Here is an 18,411-nt window from a genome sequence, read left to right on the forward strand (position 1 = left end):
GAGCTGCCGTCTCATTCAGAGCTGCCGTCTCATTCAAAGCTACAGTCTCATTCAAAGCTACAGTCTCATTCAGAGCTGCCGTCTCATTCAGAGCTACTTCCTGGACCTCTGGTGTCTCGACCGCGGCAACAGACGGGGTTTCGCCTGCCAATGCTACGGCCTCTTTGCGGGCAATGCTGCCCAGCTTCGTTGGCTCGAGCTTCACGGTCTGATAGGTGCCTCGTAGGGTAGCGTTGGTCTCATCCATCAGCTTGATAGAGTACGAAGCATATGATCCCATCTGGATCGAGTAGGGAACGATGGATCCCAGCTTTGACGAGTATGGGACAATGAATCCTTGCTGGATGGAGTAAGGAACCATGGATCCGTCTTTGATGGAGTAGGGAATCCTGATGCCCAGTTCTGGAGAGGCGCTCACAGAATTTACTTCTGTTACCATATCCGAGGTGAGGTTATGAGCGGCAACTCCGGTTGAGAAGCTAAAGCCTTTTCTTCCAGCATTGGCTGCGGTATTGGACAGCACTCCTGCTGATGTGGCGGTATAAGATTGACTTCCTGCAGAGCCTGCAGAATAAGACTGATTCCCTGCCGAGGCCACTGTATAAGACGGATTTTCTGCCATCTCCTCAGAATAACCTAGAGCAGGCATCATAACAATGGCTGCTATCATGATGGCCATGCTGATGGCCAGAATGTTTTTCATATCGAATCCTCCTTTTGCTCTTGCATATGACATTTATGACTATGGCTTGAACATCCTCCCTTTTGAGAAGAATTGTCGTGGATTCTAGTTATTCTTCATATAAATAAACTTTCGTGGGCAAAGGGCACCATAAGGTTGACGCATTGCATTTATGATTTTTTTTAATATCCAGCAAAAGGAATCCGGTAGAAGGGAGAATACCGATTCGAATTAGCCGATTGTCGATATCTATATCTTATACAAACTATTTAATTTATTTTTTATCCACTTCGTTAATTTAGCTGCTGATTACAGAGGCAGGAGATGAGAGCCATCGCAGCTTATGCCCTCCTCAAATGCGAATCCCTCCCTGCAGGTGGAGAAGGTGATGCCAGTCTGATGGGCATGGGATGCTACATCCTCCAGAATGCTCCTTCTCAAATCCGCCGGAAGATAGCTGCTGCCCGAATATCTCCCTCCCCGGGAGAAGAGCGCTTTTAGGGCCGCTCCCTCCTCCGGAAAGGCAGCAGTGATTTTTTTTATGCTATCTGGCCGTGCCTTATATGTGGAGGAGGTTATATGCCTGACCCCAGCGGAATGAAGAGAATAGACCAGGTCCTCGATCCCGCAGTCATTGATTCCCGGGATGATGGGATCGATTCTGGCTGACAGGGGAATTCCCGCTCGAGATAGCTCATTCAGTGCAAAGAGCCTTCTTTTTGGCGATGGCGCCCCCGGCTCCAGCCTCAGGCTTAGGGAATCATCCAATGTGGTGACTGTGACGGCCACCGCCGCCTTCATTGCGGCGAGGAGATCGATATCCCTGGTGACAAGATCGGACTTTGTGACGATCTGCACCCGAAAGTTCCTCTCTTTCAGTATCCTCAGGCATCCCCTGGTCAATCCCAGCTCCTTTTCTATGGGAGGATAAGGATCGGAGCTGTTGGAGATAGCAATAAAGAGTCCGGGGACGACCTTGGCCGCCTCTCGGTCAAGCCTCCTCAATAGATCGACCTTCGGCCGGCAGGAATGGAACCGGGGGATATAAGATGAGGCATAGCAGTAAAGGCAGCCGTGCGGGCAACCGGTATAGGGATTGAGGCTGAGCTTGGCAGGGCAGGTGCACAGCTCGCTCTTCCAGGGGTCAAATGCTCTGAGGATCATCGGCCAGAGGATGAAAAAAGCCTAGTCAGTTCATCCGCATCCTCCCAGGAGGCAAAAAGATCGATCCCTAAAACCTGAGGGCGGACGATGGCATAGCCCTTATCGTTCCTGCGAGCACCCTGGATCTTCAGCTTGAGGAGAACCTGGGGATTGACACAAGCACCAGTATCATCCCATTCTCTGGCTAGGGCTTTCAACTGGCGATCCAGCTCCAGAATATCCTTCTGGCCCAATTGACCCCCTATCCAGCCCACTGGCACGAGGTCGTCCCCTTCTCGCAGGGCGACGAGAAATCGAGAGAAGATCTGATCACTGCTCCTCCGGCCCCACTCCGCCCGGACGATAACGGCTGATATGGACATCTCTCTTCCCACAAAGAAATCGCATCTGCTGCATTCTCCAGGCCGGTAGAGGCCCAGAAGGCTCCGCACCATCAAGCCCACTCCGCCCTCTTCCACCATCTGGTCCAGATGGCTCTGAATAGAGTCCTTCTTTAGCTCCTTCTCCAGGACGATACATTCACGGGTCGCAGATATTCCCTGAAAGGGCATGGACCTGGGCTCGCCCAAAGCTTTCAGCATCCTCTTTCGCCTCTCCTGAAAGGGCAGGGAGGTGGTGTCCTCGCCAGAAATGTAGATAAGATCGTAGGCTAGCAGGGCAGGCGATATGCTGCTTCTTCGGGAGAGGCGGCGGCGGTTGATATATCTGAGCATATCCGATTGAGAGCACATCTCCCCCTCATGAAAGCCGATCAGATCGGCATCGATTATGAATTCATCATCCATGCCGCTCAGCCTTTGGGCCAGGCCGTTTAACGAGGTGGTGATGTTCTTCTGCCGGGAGCTGAAGATATAAGCCCCATCTCCTGTATTATGAACCTGCACCCTCAGGGCATGATACCTGGGTAAAACCGCCCATCCCACTGATTCCTCTCCCACCTCTCTTACGGTCTTTAGATCCTCTGCCTTCAGGGCGCATAGCGTCATCGGCTTTATGGGAATGCCCGGCTGGATGGACGCTCTTTCCAAATGGTTTCCGGCAGCCATGATGGCGATCTTGCCCGGGTCCGGCAGGAGGCTATAGGCCCTCTGAATCTGATCCGGGTCACAGCAGAAGGCCAGAGCAAAAGCAGCAAGCATGGTCTTATCGCCGGTTCCGGCCAGCATATTTCCTAGAACTGTGCGAGCGATATACTTTCCCTCAAGGGGACTCGCATCCTGGAAGAGGCCCCGGAGAAGAGCGTTCTTTCTCTGCTCGGAGTCCTTGCCCCGAATCAGAGAGATCCGCCTTAGCTGTTCGTATACGGACATGGACTGTAGAGGCTCACTGGAGAGCGAATGCTGGCCTTTTTCCGCCAGTGCAGCTTCCGCCACCAGCCCCATCTCCCCCATTCGATCTCTGAGCCGGGGTATATTCTCTTCTGAGATCTCCTCCAGAGCGGCAGCGACTCCCTCTGGCCCCACCCCCATCTCCCTGCCCTCCCAGGGCGGCCAGAGCTGGCCCAACAGGAGACGGACCGTGGGGCAGAGCAATTCAGGTTTCATCTCAACAATCAGGCGGGAGCACAACTCCGCCTTACAGCTGCGCGGGGCGGAGGATAGCTCCTCTAGGGACTGAGCTATTTGGCGATAGAGCATTTACCTCGCGATCTTGATCTTTTTCAGTTCATCTGCTCTCTTAGAAAGCTCTTCGATCATCGAGTCCAGCTCCTTGAGGAATGGACCGGTCTCATGGGTTGTGGTCGCGCCGGGAGCGGTTGCCTTGATCAGACCCTCTTGTTCCAGTATTCTTAAGGAATAACGCACCTTATGACTGGGTATGCTCGTCTCCTCTGCCAGCTTGAGAATACCAATGGGCTCGTTCTCTACCACATGCTTGAGTATGAGCAGGTGCCTCTGCAACATCTCAAGCTCCCCGCTCACCTTCTCAGTCAGAATGGATATCACATCCCTTCAATAGATAAACAGATACTGATAGGGGGAGCGCACTTATAATTCCATCGATTGACATGGTGCATGCTAGCACGGCTAAAAGAGATGATCAAGTGCAGCAACGGGCATTGAGGGGGTAATCGAAAGGAAAACGAGAAGAGATGCTAATATGAGCGAGCAAAAGGGGAAGGCAGAGCTATAGGGAGGCAGTGGCACCTCCTATATGAGCTCCATCAATAACGTGCCCGCCGGGATAGGAAGTCTATGCCATGCCTTGAGGTCACCCTCTTGCTCATGTCCTTTCCCAGTATTTGGGGAGACGAGACTCCTGTAACCACCAGCATGGTCCTCAGGGTATGGTCGAGGTTCTGGTCTATTTGTGCTCCCCAGATGATCCGAGCCTCAGGATTTATCTTCTGATAGACCTCATCCACCACGGTCTCGGCATCGGTGATGGTCATGTCAGAACCTCCAACCACGTTAACTAGGGCGGATGTCGCGCAGGATACATCCACATCCAGGAGGGGGCTTCGCAGGGCTTTCGACACCGAATCCCGCGCCTTCTCCTCTCCCTGTGCCTCACCCATTCCGATCATAGCCACTCCGCCGTTTGTCATCACCGTTCTAACATCGGCGAAATCCAGGTTGATCAGACCGGGACGGGTTATGAGCTCAGTAATACCTTTGACCGAGCGCATCAGCACCTCATCCGCCACCTTGAAGGCCGCCTGCAGGGGAAGGTTGGGAACGACATCCAAAAGGCGATCGTTTGGCACCACGATCACGGTGTCCGAGACCTCTCGCAGCCTATTTAAGCCCGCTTCTGCATTCTGCATTCTTATCGTCCCCTCTGCGCTGAAGGGAATGGTAACGATGGAGATGGTAAGAGCGCCCGCCTCACGGGCCGCCTCTGCCACCACGGGCGAGGCGCCAGTGCCTGTGCCGCCCCCAAGGCCGCAGGTGACGAAGACCATGTCTGCTCCATCCACTGCCGCTCTGATCTCATCTATATCCTCTTGAGCAGCCTCTTCACCGATGGCAGGCAGGCTGCCCGCGCCCAGGCCGCGAGTTGTACGCCTGCCGATCAGGAAACGGCGATCGGCATTGATATGCAAAAGGTGCTGAGCATCGGTGTTCACCGCAAAGAGCTCTGCCCCCTGGATGCCGCATTCTGCCAGGCGGTCGATGGTGTTCGAGCCTCCTCCACCACAACCAATTACCCTGATGACCGTGGTCAGTTCCTCGAGAACTGACACTAGCTCCTCATCGCTCTTAATCATGCTGGAAGGCTTGACCCTGCTCTCAGCCTCAGCCCTGCCCATGGCATCGTCGATGATGTACTTCATATCCATCCCCTCTTCTTTATTCTGCCATATTCTAGTAATCTATTAGTATATAGATTTTTGCATAGAGTAAATTGGAGCATCTTGAAATATTATATAGATGTTTAGGAGAAGGCATTTGAATTTGGTTGTACATAATCAACTTGAAGTATGTGAAAATCATCTGCCTGAATATCAGAAAATTCCATTACTTAATTAATATCAAAATATTAAAAATAAACCTTTGTAATAGCTCTGTATGCCGATTTCACATCGAGCCAGCTCGGGCGCACCTTTTTCCTTTGATATATAAAATCAATTCGATTTCAAAGACTTGAGCTTCTCAATCTGCTTCATCACCCTCTCCGCTTCCTTTGCATTCTCCGACTCCAGATACTGGACGATATCCGGAAGGCTGCGGTTCAGCTTATAGATGCGATAAGGTCGACCTTTTCCAGGATTCCTCTCATCCCTCTCTCTAACCCATTCCAGCCTTCTAATCTCTCTCATGGCAATGCTAACTTCAGGCTGGCGCAGATCGGATCCGATCTCAATCTCCCGGCTGGTTGCCTCGGGCACTCCCGCTAGATAGGTCAGGACCTTGGCCACGTTCCTCTTGAGGCCTATCTTCATTAAGATGGATGCAAACTCGTCGCGCTCGGCAGCGATATCAGCGGATGCTGATGTATTCAAAGCTTTCACCAGGCGCATAATGAATGATAACATATATATAAGTTTCGTCAAAAATAATTCGGTTGAGATAGAAAATTTACCTTACATAAATATTATATTTAATCTCAAATATTAGAGAATCATGGAGAAATTGCATTGGCCATGGATAGGCAATGCAAAGAGACAAGAACAGGCAGACAAGGATATAGCCGCTGTAGGCCCTCTTGAGGTGGACGATATGCATAAAATGGAGCTACTGGGAAGATCAGCCATAAAGGTGAGCGAGGAAGAGGTAACGGAAGCCACCGAGCCGGTGATCGAATGGTGTCCTCTTTTCGATAAGGTCCGGGGAATAAAAAAGGTGACAAAGGAGTCCGCGGCTGCCAATATGGAGTTTCGCATTAAGGAGCATGGAATGTTCTCCGCCCGCCGGAAGCTGGAGATGGACACATTCGTCGGCTTTGGGGCATCCGAATCGATGATGACCGGCCTTATGAGGGGTATTATCGATGCTGCCGTTACCGTGTGCGATGGCGCTGGAACGGTCATCACCTCCAATGGATCACTGGTCCAGGGCATGGGCGGATACATCTCCGGACTGGTGGAGACGGACCCCATCCCAGAGGTGATAAAGGGCATAAAATCCAGGGATGGGCATGTCCTCTCTCCCGAGAGTGGCAGGATCGATCAGCTGGAGGGCGCGGCCTATGCCATAAGCGCTGGATACTGCCGGTTCGCGGTGACGGTAGCAGATGCCCAGACTGCAGAGAGGCTGAGGGAGCTGGAGAGATCAACTGGAGTGCGGATAATGATAATCGGGGTCCATCTCACAGGGATCAGCAAGGATGATGCCAGAAGGCTCTTGAAGGCGGCGGATATCGTCACCAGCTGCGCTTCCAGGCATATCCGAGAAGAGGCAGTACCCCTGGTGCAGGTAGGAACCGCGGTGCCTCTCTTCGGCCTGACCCCCTGGGGAAAGGAGCTGCTGGTGGAGAGGGCAAAGGATGTCTCTTCGCCGCTGCTGATAAACACCATGCCCCTTCCCGTCCTCCCGGAGAAAAAGCAGCCCAGGCCTCTGGTCTAGATCTTGGATAATGGAATCCTCAGCAAAGAGACTCTGAAAAATATAGCTGCCTCATGGGCAGGGAAGGGTCATAATGGAGGCGTTGCCGCTCTCCAGCTGCATCCTCATATTTGTGTAGCCCTGATAGCTTCCGGTCATGATGTAGGCAGGAGTGGAGCTGGTGCTTCTCTGCACCCGCGCTCCCACCCTTGCCGTTCCATCCGCTTCGGTGTGGATGCTGTACACTGAGTTCTCATTGGTCTGGCTCACTGAGGTGTCTTTGACCAGGTCCCGGATCTCAGAGTAGCTCTCGGAATAGATCGATCCCACCTCATAGTTCTTGGCGCAGAGGGCATTTCTAAGGTCGCTCTTGGTGATGGGCTCGCTGTATAAAGATGGCTTGTTCTGGTAGACTCCCCATTCATTGGCCCAGATCTCATTGAATCCATCCTCAAATCCGCCGTAGACATGAGCGTCAATGGAGCGGGATATTGTGCCTGTACCTCGAGTCCCAGTGACCAACTTCTGGCCGTGCAAGCCGCTGGTTGTCTGGTAGATGCGCATATCATCCGAGTATCCCTGATTGTAGATCCAGGAGTGCTCAGTCATATTCTGAGCAACTCCCGCTGCCGGGGGAACCAGAAGGCCCAAGCAGGCGATGATACTAAACGCCGATATCATCAGAAACCCGGACTGCCAACATTTCATATGCGCAACTTCATCTCAATCGAATATAAATTTGATCCTGATTCTATCCTTGCTGCTCATTCCTTTCTCCAGCCCATCTGATGCTCTCCTTTCTATTCCCTCCCCTGCGTTTGATGTCATTCAGCCGCCTCTCCAGGGAGGCTGCCAGGTCAGGTGAGGGGCTAGCTCCATAGTAGTCCAGCCGGGCGGCAAGGGCGAGCTTTCCAGCCAGAGCGCGTGCCACCTTTCCCCGCAGCTTTCTTGGGGCTCCCATGACTGCTGGATGGCGGAAGATTATCCCATGTTTGGGGGAAGGGGCGCGGCCGTCAAGATGCTTGAAGAGGGACTTCTCCGCTCCCATGACCTGCACCCGGGAGGAGGGCATCTTTGCCAGCCGGCTCAGGCCTCCTGCCCTGGAAATTAGCCTCGCTGCCAGAATCGGTCCGGCAAGAGCGGAAAGGTTTGGGGCGAGTTCCTCTGCTCGAAAGCTCACCTCCTCTTCCATGCTCTTCCTCGATTCCATCAATCGGAGAATGGACCTGGCAAAGGGTCCCATAATCCGATCCTCGCATAGCAACTCCGCCAGATCCTTTCCATGAACGATCCTCTGATGGTGCAGGCGATGCCACTCATAGAGCCTCTCATCCAGTAGATTTATCGCCTCAGTCATATCGTCTATGGCCTCTACCGCCTGGAGGAGGTCCTGTTCTGTGGTAGCCAACTGGGCAAGCTGGCGGCGAACGAGGCCCAGGGCGATCTCTCTGAGGCGGGCGTTATATTCGATATCATCTGCCGCATATCCATGCATTAGGGCCAGGCGGCGCAGGTCGGGCTGAACGGATGGGCCGGCAGGAAGAGGCTTCTTTAAAAGGGCGTCTATCATCCTCTCCCCATCTTCAGCTAAGAATACTGATCCAGTCTCCGAATCAATCCTTCCAAACCAGGTCGCGATCTCCATACAACCATACCTCCCGGCAATAAGCCATTTGTTTTCTCTTGGTCGTCTTTATCTTCTCTTTAATCTATATTATCCTCTTCCATTTCATCCCGTTTTCTGAAATCTGCAAGTCTTGTTTATGAAATCTCCGGAGATTACTTTCTCTCTGCACAGATCTTCCTTAAATAGTTCAAGAGCCAAGTTACTATCACCTCTCAATGAAAAACAGGGGGCATACGGGTAATGAAAGAAATAATAGATCAGATATCGGCTCGTCTCAGGGAGCAGAACATCCTTGTCCCTGATGAGGAGATTGAGGTTCGTTTAAAGAAGCTAATCGACGATTTTCGCGTGCCGGAAGGAGAAGCAAGAAGATCGGTCCTAAACTACTTCCAAAAGGAGCATGGAATTATGCCTCAAGCCAGGGCCAGCTCGGAGAAGGTCAAGCTCTCCGAGATCAAGGAATCCGGCCGGTGGGTGGATTTGGAGGTTAAGGTTCTGGATCTCTGGGAGCCGGCGACTGAAGCCATCTCTCAGACCGGACTGGTCGGCGATGGCTCGGGAGCAATGAAGTTTGTTAAATGGAAGAAGTCCGATCTGCCCGATCTGGTCTTAGGCCAGAGCTATTCTCTGAAGAAAGTGATCACGGATGAGTTCCAGGGCCGGTTCAGCATAAAGCTGAATCGCACCAGCCAGATCGAGCCCCTGGAAAATGAGGTAGAGGCAAGATCGGTCAGCAAGGCAGCGCAGGAGATGAAGGTGATCGAGATCAGCGAGCCCGGACTATGGGTCGATCTGAAGGTCAAGGTGGCTCAGCTCTGGGAGCCGAACAGCGATTCCATCTCCCAGTCGGGCCTTATCGGCGATGAGACCGGCTCTATAAAGTTTGTGAAATGGACGAAAGCTGATCTTGCCAACCTGGAGGAGGGGAAGAGCTATCTTCTTCGAAACCTGGTTACAGATGAGTTCCAGGGGAGGTTCAGCGTAAAGCTGAACCGCACCAGCCAAATCGAGCCGTTGGATGTTGACATAGAGATCGGCTCCCAGGCGGCAGAGTTCTCCGGGGCTCTGGTGGATGTGCAGAAGGGCTCGGGATTGATAAAGCGCTGCCCGGTATGCAAACGCTCCTTAGCCAAGGGGGTATGCACCGAGCACGGAAAGGTGGATGGCACATATGATCTGCGCATCAAAGCGGTGCTGGACGATGGCCGCCGGGTGCAGGATGTCCTCATCAACCGGGAGACCACTGAGCGGCTGGTTGGGCTTACCCTGGATGAAGCCAGGATGATGGCCATGGAGGCGCTCGATCACGAGGTGGTGCGCTCCCTCATCGAGAGCAAGCTGGTGGGCAGATACTTTGCCATCGCTGGGCCAAGGGTCGATCGCTATCTATTGGTGGAGACCATAAATGAGCTCATGCCGGTGACAGAATCGAGTGTGGACGAGCTCATGAGCCGGGTGGAGGCGATCTAGGATGGCGGGATTTTCCAGAGAGGTGGCGCGCAGGATATTCGCCGAGGAGCTGAAGAGTTCAAACTACTCCTTCCGGGAAGGTGAGGACCAGCATCAATATGCTCCTCAATACCTTCTCACCCCTACCGGGGCCAAATGCAATCGGGTCTTCTTCGTGGGAACGCTGACCGAGAAGGACGATATCGGTACAGATGTGGAGTACTGGCGGGGGCGAGTGGTGGACCCGACGGGCAGCATCCTGATCTATGCCGGGCAGTACCAGCCAGAGGCCGCTCAGATACTGGCCAGCATGGATGCACCCGCTTTTGTCTCCATCGTGGGAAAGCCCAACCTCTACCAGACGGAGGACGGCAATGTCATCATATCTCTGCGCGCGGAGTCCATCCAGAGGGTGGATGAGGCAACCAGAAACCAGTGGATAATGGATACTGCCAGGCGCACTCTTGAGAGGCTCTCACTCCTCGAGAAGGCTGAACCAGCTCCATTGTCAAGCGACTTTACCACCGCAGACAGCGCTTATCCCTCCACCAATCAGCAGGATGCGTCTCGGGCCCGGGTGCACTATCATACCGATATAGAGCGCTACCGCAAAATGGTCGCTCGGGCCCTTGCCTCTCTGAAGGCGGACCTAGGCAAGACTGTAGGAGATGATTCCGGGTCTCTTGCCTCTTCCGCCGAGTCCGAAAGGATGGGGGAAGAGAATGGAGATGAGCTCAACGAGCCCATTGAAGAGGGGTTCGAGGCGAAGCCGGAAGCAAAGCAAAAGGAAATGCCAGAGGAAAAGCAGCCCAATAAAAAGATCAAGCCCAAGAAGGGTGGATCGCTGGACTCCTGGCCCGAGGCCGGGGGGGACGAAGAAGTGGAGACCTTCAACCTTGGAAAGAAGAGCTGAAAAGTCTTATATAATCTACAGGAGCTCATAGAGCAGAGGTGAGTCAATATGGTAATTGGTGTAACGATGGTCAAGGTGGTGCCAGGACAGGAGAAGACTGTCTACAATGCTCTGCAGGAGATCGACGGCATCAAGGATGTATATCATGTCTTTGGCGAATTCGATTTCGTGGTGATCATTGAGGTCGAGGGCCTGAGCATGCTCAACAAGCTGGTCGATGTTATCAGAGAGATCGACAACGTCAATGCCACCCAGACGGTGGTCGGGGCCGAGCTTTAAGCCCCGTCATCCCCCTCTTATGGAGATCGCTGAGGAGCTGGCTAAACAGCAGAAGGCCATCTCCGTAGCTGAATTTTTTGAGAAGAACCGTCAGATCCTTGGATTCGACTCCGCGCCTCGCGCCTTAATCACCTGTGTGAAAGAGGCGGTGGACAACTCTTTGGACGCCTGCGAGGATGCGGGCATTCTGCCGGACATATTCGTGCAGATAAAGAAGAGCGGCGAATACTTTCAGGTCATAGTGGAGGACAACGGCCCGGGGATTGTGCCGGAGGAGATCCCGCGCGTCTTTGCCAAACTGCTCTATGGTTCTCGATTTCATACTCTGCGCCAGAGCAGAGGCCAGCAGGGCATAGGAATCTCCGCCGGGGTGCTCTACTCCCAGCTCACCAGCGGCAGGCCTACGCGAGTTATATCCAAGATCGCTCCGGACAGGCCTGCATATTACTGTGAGCTCATGATCAACACCTCCAAAAACGAGCCTGAGATCATTAAAGCAGAGGAGGTGGACTGGGAGAGGCCTCGGGGAACGCGGGTGGAGATGGAAATGGAGGGCTCTTATGTCCGCAGCCGCAGGCAGTCTGTCTATGGCTCATTGAAGAGCGCCGCTATCGTCAATCCCCATGCCCGCTTAACCCTGGTGGAGCCGGAGGGAAATGTGGAGGTCTTCGAGCGGGCGACGGAGAGCCTTCCCAAGAAGGCCTATGCCATCCAGCCCCATCCAGAGGGAATAGAGCTCGGGGAGCTGATCAAGCTCTTGCGCTATACCGACAAGAAGAAGCTCCGGGTATTTCTTAAGGAGACCTTCTCCTCCATCGGAACGATCTCCGCCCAGGAGCTGTGCAAAAAAGCGGATCTGGACCCTGAAGCTCCTCCTGCAAGCCTGGACCACGATGAGGCGGTGCGCTTGCTTTTGGCCTTCAAACAGATCCGGGTTAAGTCGCCTCCAGTGGACTGCTTGTCTCCCATCGGCGAGGAGCTGATCCGGGCGGGGCTGGAGAAGGAGTTCCGGCTGGACTTCATCGCCACCACCACCAGGCCGGTATCCGTCTACTCAGGCAATCCCTTCCTGGTTGAGGTGGGACTGGGCTATGGCGGTGAGCTGGCCCGAGAAGGCCGCATAGAGATACTCCGATTCGCCAATCGAGTCCCCCTGGTCTACCAGCAAGGAGCCTGCGCCATAACTCATGCTGTGGAGTCAGTCTCCTGGAAGAACTATTCTCTGAGCCAGTCCGCAGGAAGCGGCATTCCCGTCGGTCCGGCAGTGCTGCTGGTGCACATCGCCTCCACCAATATCCCCTTCACCTCGGAGAGTAAGGATGCGGTGGCCGATATGCCGGAGATTCTCGTTGAGATCGACCTGGGGCTCAAGGAGGTGGCTCGAAAGCTGCGCCGCTACCTGAGCAGGCAGAGCCTGCTATCCGAGAGACGGGAGAAGGAGGAGATCATCAGAAAGATCCTTCCCCGGATAGCAAAGAAGCTCTCCGATGTCCTGGACCGCCCCGAGCCGGACATAGGACCGGTGGTGGCCAAGATCATGGGCAACCTTCTGGTTTACAGGGAGAGCGAACAGCAGGACGGCCGGATCTCGGTCCGGCTGGTGGTTGAGAACCACAGCGACCTTGTAAGATCCTTCAAGCTGCATGAGCTTTTGGGGGAGAAGGCGGAGGCGATCAGTCCCCCTGCCAAGGTAATTTCTCTGGGGGATGGATACGACCACCACTGGAAGCTCTCTGTAGGCCCGGGCCAGAAGGCCATTATCAGCTACCAGATCGGGGCGAATAGCAACGGGCCAGCTAAGCCGGTGGTAGAAGGTCTGGACCCGGAGATCGTCACCGGCGCCAGAGCGATCTTATAGGGAGATCCGATAGATGACAGCATCGCAGCGATTGGAGTGAGGGCATGGCAGGATCAGATGACAAGAAGATCTCAGAGAGAGCGTTGAGGGATTCCCGGTCGAAAAAGGCAGAAGAGAACCTTCTCCGTCTGGCCGATTCGCTCTATGGCCAGTTTCAGCAAGGAGTTGTACCTCATATATCTCTGCCCTCCCGGACCAAGGGAAATATCGAGTTCTCCACTAAAGACGATGTCTGGATCTACGGAGACCAGGAGACGATGCGCAGCGTCAAGACGGTTCGGGGAGCCAAGACCCTTCTTAAAACCGTCCACCTGACAGAGCTGCTGATAGATGAGCATCTCAAGAACAATCGGGGCTCGACATTAAGAGAGATCTATTACATCTCCGAGAACTGGGATATAGCCAAGTTCCATGAACAGGCAGAGAGCGACCGGCTGATCGAGGATCTGGAGATTGTAACCGATCTGCACCGGGAGGACTTTCACGTCCGTCCGGAGGAGGACGGAGCGGCTGTCTTCGGGCCGCTTCGCCTGAAAGAGCAGACCCGCCGGGGGGAGAAAGAGATGCACTGCCAGGAGGACGTTGGCGAGGCCGGCTATCAGATACCCTTCAACGTGGATAACATCGAGTTCATCAACCATGATGCCCGGATGGTCATGGCCATTGAGACCGGCGGAATGTACGCCCGGCTGATAGAAAACGGCTTTGATGAGGAGTATAATGCCATCCTGGTGCACATCAAAGGCCAGCCCGCCCGGTCCACCCGGCGGATCATAAAGAGGCTGAACACGGAGCTGGACCTCCCGGTGGTAGTCTTCACCGATGGCGATCCCTGGTCCTATCGCATCTTCGCCAGCATAGCCTATGGAGCGATCAAGAGCGCCCACCTCTCCGATCATCTGGTAACGCCCAAGGCCCGCTTCCTGGGAGTGCAGCCCAGCGATATCGTGGATTATAACCTATCCACGGACAAGCTTACGGACAGAGATCTTCAGGCCCTGAAGAGCGAGCTTTCTGATCCGAGGTTTGCCAATCCCTACTGGGAAAAGCAGATCCACTTGCAAATAGACCTCAAGAAGAAGGCCGAGCAGCAGGCTTTTGCCGGAAAGGGGCTGGACTTTGTAACCAAGACCTATCTGCCGGATAGGCTGACGGAGATGGGGATCATCTGAATGATCATCGACTTTCATGCCCACATCTATCCTCCGCCAGTGGCAGCCAAGATCCTGCCCGCGGCCAGAAGAAAGCTGAAGGTAGAGGTGCCGGGAAGCGGAGCGCCTCAGGACCTCTTGGGGCACATGAGCCGTTCCGGGATCGCGAGATCGGTCCTCCTTCCCCTGGCCAAAGGCATAGAGGATGTCTCCAGACTCAACGACTGGATCCTGTCAGTATCAGATGAGGGCCTGATCCCCTTTGGAGCGATCCATCCGTTTATGGAGAACCTGGAGGCGGAGCTGGACCGGCTTGCCGACTGCGGCGTGCAGGGGGTCAAGATAATGCCGCTGCTGCAGGAGTTCTATCCCGATGATAAGGGCTGCGAGAGGCTTTACGAGGCATTGATCAAAAGAGGGATGATGCTTGTCACTCACACGGGCCGGGATCCTCTGGAGAGGGAGGAGGTCTTTGGAACGCCGGAGCGCTTTGCCAGAGTCGTGCAGTGCTATCCCGAGCTCAAGCTCTTGCTGGCCCATCTGGGTGGGATGCGAATGTGGGATGAGGCGAAAAGGCATCTTCTCCCCCCAGGAGGAAATGTCTGCTTTGATACCGCTTATGTCTCTTTTTATCTTGATGGGACGGAGATGGCCGAGCTGATCCAGGATATTGGGGCGGATCGGGTGATATTCGGCAGCGACTATCCCTGGGAGATTCCGGGCAGAGCAGTGGAGATAATCCAGAGGCTTGATCTATCAGAGGGAGAGAAGGAGGCCATACTCTGGAAGAATGCCTCCATTTTATTGGAGTGACAGCAGGGGAAAAATAGGTCCATTCCCATCATGTCAGGTCTCCAGGACCGGATGCTTCGGATGTGAGACAAAGATTTATACTTTATAAGAACAGCTGTTGCCAGCGATGAAACGCGATCTTCTCGATATTCTGGCTTGCCCTATGTGCAAAGGAGACCTGATACTGGAGGTATTCGAAGAGAACGAGTCGGAGATATTAGCCGGCAAGCTCTGCTGTCGTGCTTGCAATGAGATCTATCCCATTGAGGACGGGATTCCAAATATGCTGCCCCCAGAGCTTCGAGAATGATCATATTCTAGATTGACCAGATGGACGCCTGGCCGAATCCGCGCTAAGAGCCCCAAAATGGTGGATGGGGGCAGAGAAGGAGCTTGGGATTCACAGGCGAAATATTTATACAATATTATGTAACAATAGCGAGTGAGGGGTTTTGGGATTGGATCATATTGTTCGCATCAACGAGGGAAGCGATACCAAGACACCCATCGTCCTCCATCTTCTTCCTGGCGAGGAGACCCTCTTCAACCTCGTGGTCATCAACGATGGAGAGCCTTCAGATGTCTCGCTTCAGGCCAGCGATCCCGTCTTCAAGGCGGTTCGCTTCAGAAGATCGGATGACTACGTGGATGGAAAGCAGATCATACCGATCTTCGCCCGAATGCCCGACGATACAGACCGGCTGGATGGAGAGATAATCCTGAAGAGCAGCATTGGCGATAGCCGGGTTCCCATAACCATCCTGCGGGACTCCATAGTCTCCAAGTCAGATCAGCTCCCCGGCATCCAGTCCGAAGGTCTCGGCCGCCAGGGCCCATCAGATAGGTTGGGCAGGGTCCCCTCTCGAGCCTGGATCCGGGATATCGCCCCGGCAGAGGAGGCGCAGACTGAGGATTACCGGGAAGAGGAAAGGAATCCTGACGAGGATGAGATCGGCTCCGATGGGATTGATCCAGAGATAATTGATCCCGAGGGCATGGATGATGGCGGGGAGGATGAGGATCGCAGTCCATACGAGTCCTCCGAGGATCTGGATACGGAATTCGTCCCGGCGAAGGATGGACGCGATGAAGAGGATGAGAGGGAGAGCCGGAATATATCGTTCTCAAAGGATCAGGATCTAGAGAGATATCGATCTGCCCGCCGTTTTCGCAGGATTGAGGATCTCTCGGAGACGGACGGAGATAATCACAGTAAAGAGCGCAATGGCCCGGTGAGGGATAATGAATACTCCAGAGAAGCCGATGATTATTTTGGTGGGGATGATTATCCTGATCGCGATCGGATCGACCGCCCCATCGATCCCCTGACCAGCCAAACGCAGGGCTCAAATGGAGAGTTTGATCCTTTTAAGACCCCCCGAGAGGACCGGCGGTTTCAGAGAGACGAGGCAGCACAGGACCCTGAGAACCGCTTCAGACCAGGGGTAAGGGAGCCACTCGGATCGGTCGAAAGGGAAGAGAATTCCACAGAGCAGTTCGAATCCGATCAGATTCGTTCTGAAGAGGAGGCGGGAGAAGCAGTTGAGGATGAGGACGGCTTGCGAGCGATCGGAGCGATGCAGGTCATTCCCGCAGTCATATTCTTGGGCCTGGTTAGCGCATTGGTTCTGACCTTCATCACCGAGAGCATTCCCGAGTTTCCCGGAGCATTAGTGTCGTCGATTCTGATCGTCACCCTTATCATATACGGAGCGGCTACGCTCCTGAAGGCGTAAAAATGAGATATATCGTGGTCACTGGCGGGGTTATGAGCGGCCTTGGGAAAGGCATAACCGCGGCTTCCATCGGCAGGCTGCTCATGAACAGGGGCTATAAGGTCACGGCCATAAAGATCGATCCCTACATCAATATCGATGCTGGCCTCATGAGCCCCTTTCAGCATGGAGAGGTCTATGTTCTCAAGGATGGGGGAGAGGTGGACCTAGACCTGGGGAACTATGAGCGATTCCTTGATGTCGAGCTGACCCGAGACCACAACATCACCACCGGCAAGGTCTACAGCACAGTGATTGAGAAGGAACGGCGAGGTGAGTATCTGGGCAAGACGGTGCAGATCATCCCCCACATCACCGAGGAGATTAAGAAGCGCATCCGTCAGGTCTCCCGAGACGGGGGCTGCGAGATATGTCTGGTCGAGGTGGGGGGCACAGTGGGCGACATCGAGTCCATGCCCTTCCTGGAGGCTATGCGCCAGCTCAAGTACGAGGAGTCGGGAAACATATTCTTCGTCCACGTAACCCTGGCCCCCTCCACCACCGATGGAGAGCAGAAGACCAAGCCCACCCAGCATAGCGTGAAGGTGATGAGGGAGCTGGGTCTGCAGCCGGACATGATCGTGGTTCGATGTGAGAATCCCCTGCTCCCAGAGACCAAGCACAAGATCGCCCAGTTCTGCGATGTGCCTGCAGAGGCAGTGATCAGCGCCCACAACTCTGATGACATCTACAAGGTGCCCCTGCAGATGGAAGCCGAGGGCATTGCCAAGTACATAATGAAGGAGATGAGGCTCTTTCCTCTGGAGGAGAAGAAGGACTGGGACCAGTTTGTAGCGAAGATGGAAGAGGTATCAGGATCTGTGAAGGTGGCGATCGTGGGCAAGTACACCGTGGGTCAGCAGTGCGCCGATCCCATGGAGGATGCCTACCTCTCCATTCGGGAGTCTCTGAAGCATGCGGGGATTGAAGCCGGCGTCCGGCCGGAGATCGTCTGGATCGATGCTGAGGATCTGGAGCACGGATCATCTGACCTCATCCTGCGGGAGGCGGACGGCATTCTGGTGCCGGGTGGCTTTGGCTCCCGGGGTACGGAGGGCAAAATCAAGGCGGTGCAGTATGCCCGGGAGATGAAGGTTCCCTATTTGGGTATCTGCTTTGGAATGCAGCTGGCGGTGATCGAATATGCCCGGAACGTCTGCGGCCTGGAGGGGGCGGGAAGCACTGAGTTTGGGGAGACCCCTCATCCGGTGATTGCTATTTTGCCCGAGCAGGAGAAGATCAGGCAGATGGGAGCGACCATGCGGCTGGGAAACTATCCCGCTCACCTGTTGGAGGGCAGCCTGGCGCACCGGATCTACGGCAGCAACAGTATCGTGGAGAGGCACAGGCACCGCTATGAGGTCAATCCCGCTTATATCAAGCCCGTCGAGGAGAAGGGGATGATCTTCTCCGGCAGGAACGGGGATCTGATGGAGATCTGTGAGATTCCAGAGCATCCCTTCTTCTTCGGATCTCAGTTCCACCCGGAGATGAAGTCCCGGCCGGGCAAGCCATCGCCGCCGTTTCTGGCGTTTGTAGAAGCGATGAAGGAGCGAAAAGCTAAATAGGAATATTTTTTCCAGATTTTTATATTTTTATTTTTAAAGAATACCCCGCAGCTTGCTGCCGGGTATTCTTTAAAAATAAGACGATTGAATTGATTGATGTTCTCTGGCTTCAGGGCGAGGCAATAGTCGCAGCTTTCGAGGTGGAGCACACAACAACAATTTATT

18 protein-coding genes are annotated in these 18,411 nt (G+C 54.1%); 10 read left to right on the top strand and 8 right to left on the bottom strand.

Annotated elements, in window-relative coordinates; genetic code table 11:
* The 6 genes from BP727_RS08335 to BP727_RS08360 form a co-directional block, all read right to left on the bottom strand.
* Positions 1-703, bottom strand: a 703-nt coding sequence (locus BP727_RS08335) for a hypothetical protein (protein WP_286858275.1), incomplete at its 3' end; no start/stop codon positions are given.
* A gap of 288 nt (positions 704-991) precedes the next feature.
* Entirely contained in the window at positions 992-1,846 is an 855-nt protein-coding gene (locus tag BP727_RS08340) for an SPL family radical SAM protein (RefSeq protein ID WP_013719248.1), read from the bottom strand.
* Positions 1,843-3,483, bottom strand: a complete 1,641-nt coding sequence (locus tag BP727_RS08345; RefSeq protein WP_286858277.1) for a hypothetical protein — start codon at positions 3,481-3,483, stop codon at positions 1,843-1,845. The genes BP727_RS08340 and BP727_RS08345 overlap by 4 nt, the downstream gene beginning before the upstream one ends.
* Positions 3,484-3,750 (bottom strand): winged helix-turn-helix transcriptional regulator, encoded by a 267-nt coding sequence (locus BP727_RS08350; protein WP_286858278.1) that lies wholly within the window; start codon positions 3,748-3,750, stop codon positions 3,484-3,486.
* A 260-nt stretch (positions 3,751-4,010) separates the two neighbouring features.
* Positions 4,011-5,123 (bottom strand): cell division protein FtsZ, encoded by a 1,113-nt coding sequence (gene ftsZ / locus BP727_RS08355; RefSeq protein ID WP_013719245.1) that lies wholly within the window; start codon positions 5,121-5,123, stop codon positions 4,011-4,013.
* Between the two features lie 291 nt (positions 5,124-5,414).
* Complete coding sequence (locus tag BP727_RS08360; protein WP_048132993.1) at positions 5,415-5,810, bottom strand: ArsR family transcriptional regulator; 396 nt, start codon at positions 5,808-5,810, stop codon at positions 5,415-5,417.
* Positions 5,811-6,009: 199 nt separating this feature from the next.
* Between BP727_RS08360 and BP727_RS08365 the strand changes: the two genes are divergently transcribed.
* Entirely contained in the window at positions 6,010-6,855 is an 846-nt protein-coding gene (locus tag BP727_RS08365) for a methanogenesis marker 8 protein (RefSeq protein WP_342674278.1), read from the top strand.
* A gap of 51 nt (positions 6,856-6,906) precedes the next feature.
* Here the strand turns inward: BP727_RS08365 and BP727_RS08370 are convergent, their stop codons facing one another.
* Positions 6,907-7,542 carry a hypothetical protein gene (locus BP727_RS08370; RefSeq protein ID WP_273278045.1) on the bottom strand — a complete coding sequence of 212 codons (636 nt, stop codon included), beginning with the start codon at positions 7,540-7,542 and terminating at the stop codon, positions 6,907-6,909.
* Between the two features lie 43 nt (positions 7,543-7,585).
* Positions 7,586-8,479 (bottom strand): NOP5/NOP56 family protein, encoded by an 894-nt coding sequence (locus BP727_RS08375; protein ID WP_273278044.1) that lies wholly within the window; start codon positions 8,477-8,479, stop codon positions 7,586-7,588.
* Positions 8,480-8,701: 222 nt separating this feature from the next.
* Here BP727_RS08375 and BP727_RS08380 point away from each other — a divergent pair, with 222 nt between their 5' ends.
* The 9 genes from BP727_RS08380 (at position 8,702) to BP727_RS08420 (ending at position 18,246) form a co-directional block, all read left to right on the top strand.
* Positions 8,702-9,931 (top strand): replication protein A, encoded by a 1,230-nt coding sequence (locus BP727_RS08380; RefSeq protein ID WP_013719240.1) that lies wholly within the window; start codon positions 8,702-8,704, stop codon positions 9,929-9,931.
* Between the two features lies 1 nt (position 9,932).
* Positions 9,933-10,823, top strand: a complete 891-nt coding sequence (locus BP727_RS08385) for an RPA family protein (RefSeq protein WP_273278043.1) — start codon at positions 9,933-9,935, stop codon at positions 10,821-10,823.
* A gap of 48 nt (positions 10,824-10,871) precedes the next feature.
* Positions 10,872-11,102: an Lrp/AsnC ligand binding domain-containing protein gene (locus tag BP727_RS08390; RefSeq protein ID WP_013719238.1), complete on the top strand. Its 231-nt coding sequence runs from the start codon at positions 10,872-10,874 to the stop codon at positions 11,100-11,102.
* A 19-nt stretch (positions 11,103-11,121) separates the two neighbouring features.
* Entirely contained in the window at positions 11,122-12,960 is a 1,839-nt protein-coding gene (locus BP727_RS08395) for a DNA topoisomerase VI subunit B (protein ID WP_276620107.1), read from the top strand.
* Between the two features lie 44 nt (positions 12,961-13,004).
* Positions 13,005-14,132, top strand: a complete 1,128-nt coding sequence (locus tag BP727_RS08400; protein WP_273278041.1) for a DNA topoisomerase IV subunit A — start codon at positions 13,005-13,007, stop codon at positions 14,130-14,132.
* Positions 14,133-14,924, top strand: coding sequence for an amidohydrolase family protein (locus BP727_RS08405; protein ID WP_286858286.1), 792 nt, complete (start codon positions 14,133-14,135; stop codon positions 14,922-14,924). It begins immediately after the preceding gene.
* Between the two features lie 106 nt (positions 14,925-15,030).
* The gene (locus BP727_RS08410; RefSeq protein WP_013719234.1) at positions 15,031-15,213 is read left to right on the top strand and encodes a methytransferase partner Trm112; all 183 of its coding nucleotides are present in this window, start codon (positions 15,031-15,033) and stop codon (positions 15,211-15,213) included.
* A 148-nt stretch (positions 15,214-15,361) separates the two neighbouring features.
* The gene (locus BP727_RS08415; protein WP_286858287.1) at positions 15,362-16,639 is read left to right on the top strand and encodes a hypothetical protein; all 1,278 of its coding nucleotides are present in this window, start codon (positions 15,362-15,364) and stop codon (positions 16,637-16,639) included.
* A 2-nt stretch (positions 16,640-16,641) separates the two neighbouring features.
* Positions 16,642-18,246 (top strand): CTP synthase, encoded by a 1,605-nt coding sequence (locus tag BP727_RS08420; RefSeq protein WP_286858289.1) that lies wholly within the window; start codon positions 16,642-16,644, stop codon positions 18,244-18,246.
* Positions 18,247-18,411: the final 165 nt, after the last annotated feature.

Source organism: Methanosaeta sp. UBA356 (assembly GCF_002496465.1).
In the GTDB taxonomy this organism is placed as follows: domain Archaea; phylum Halobacteriota; class Methanosarcinia; order Methanotrichales; family Methanotrichaceae; genus Methanothrix; species Methanothrix soehngenii.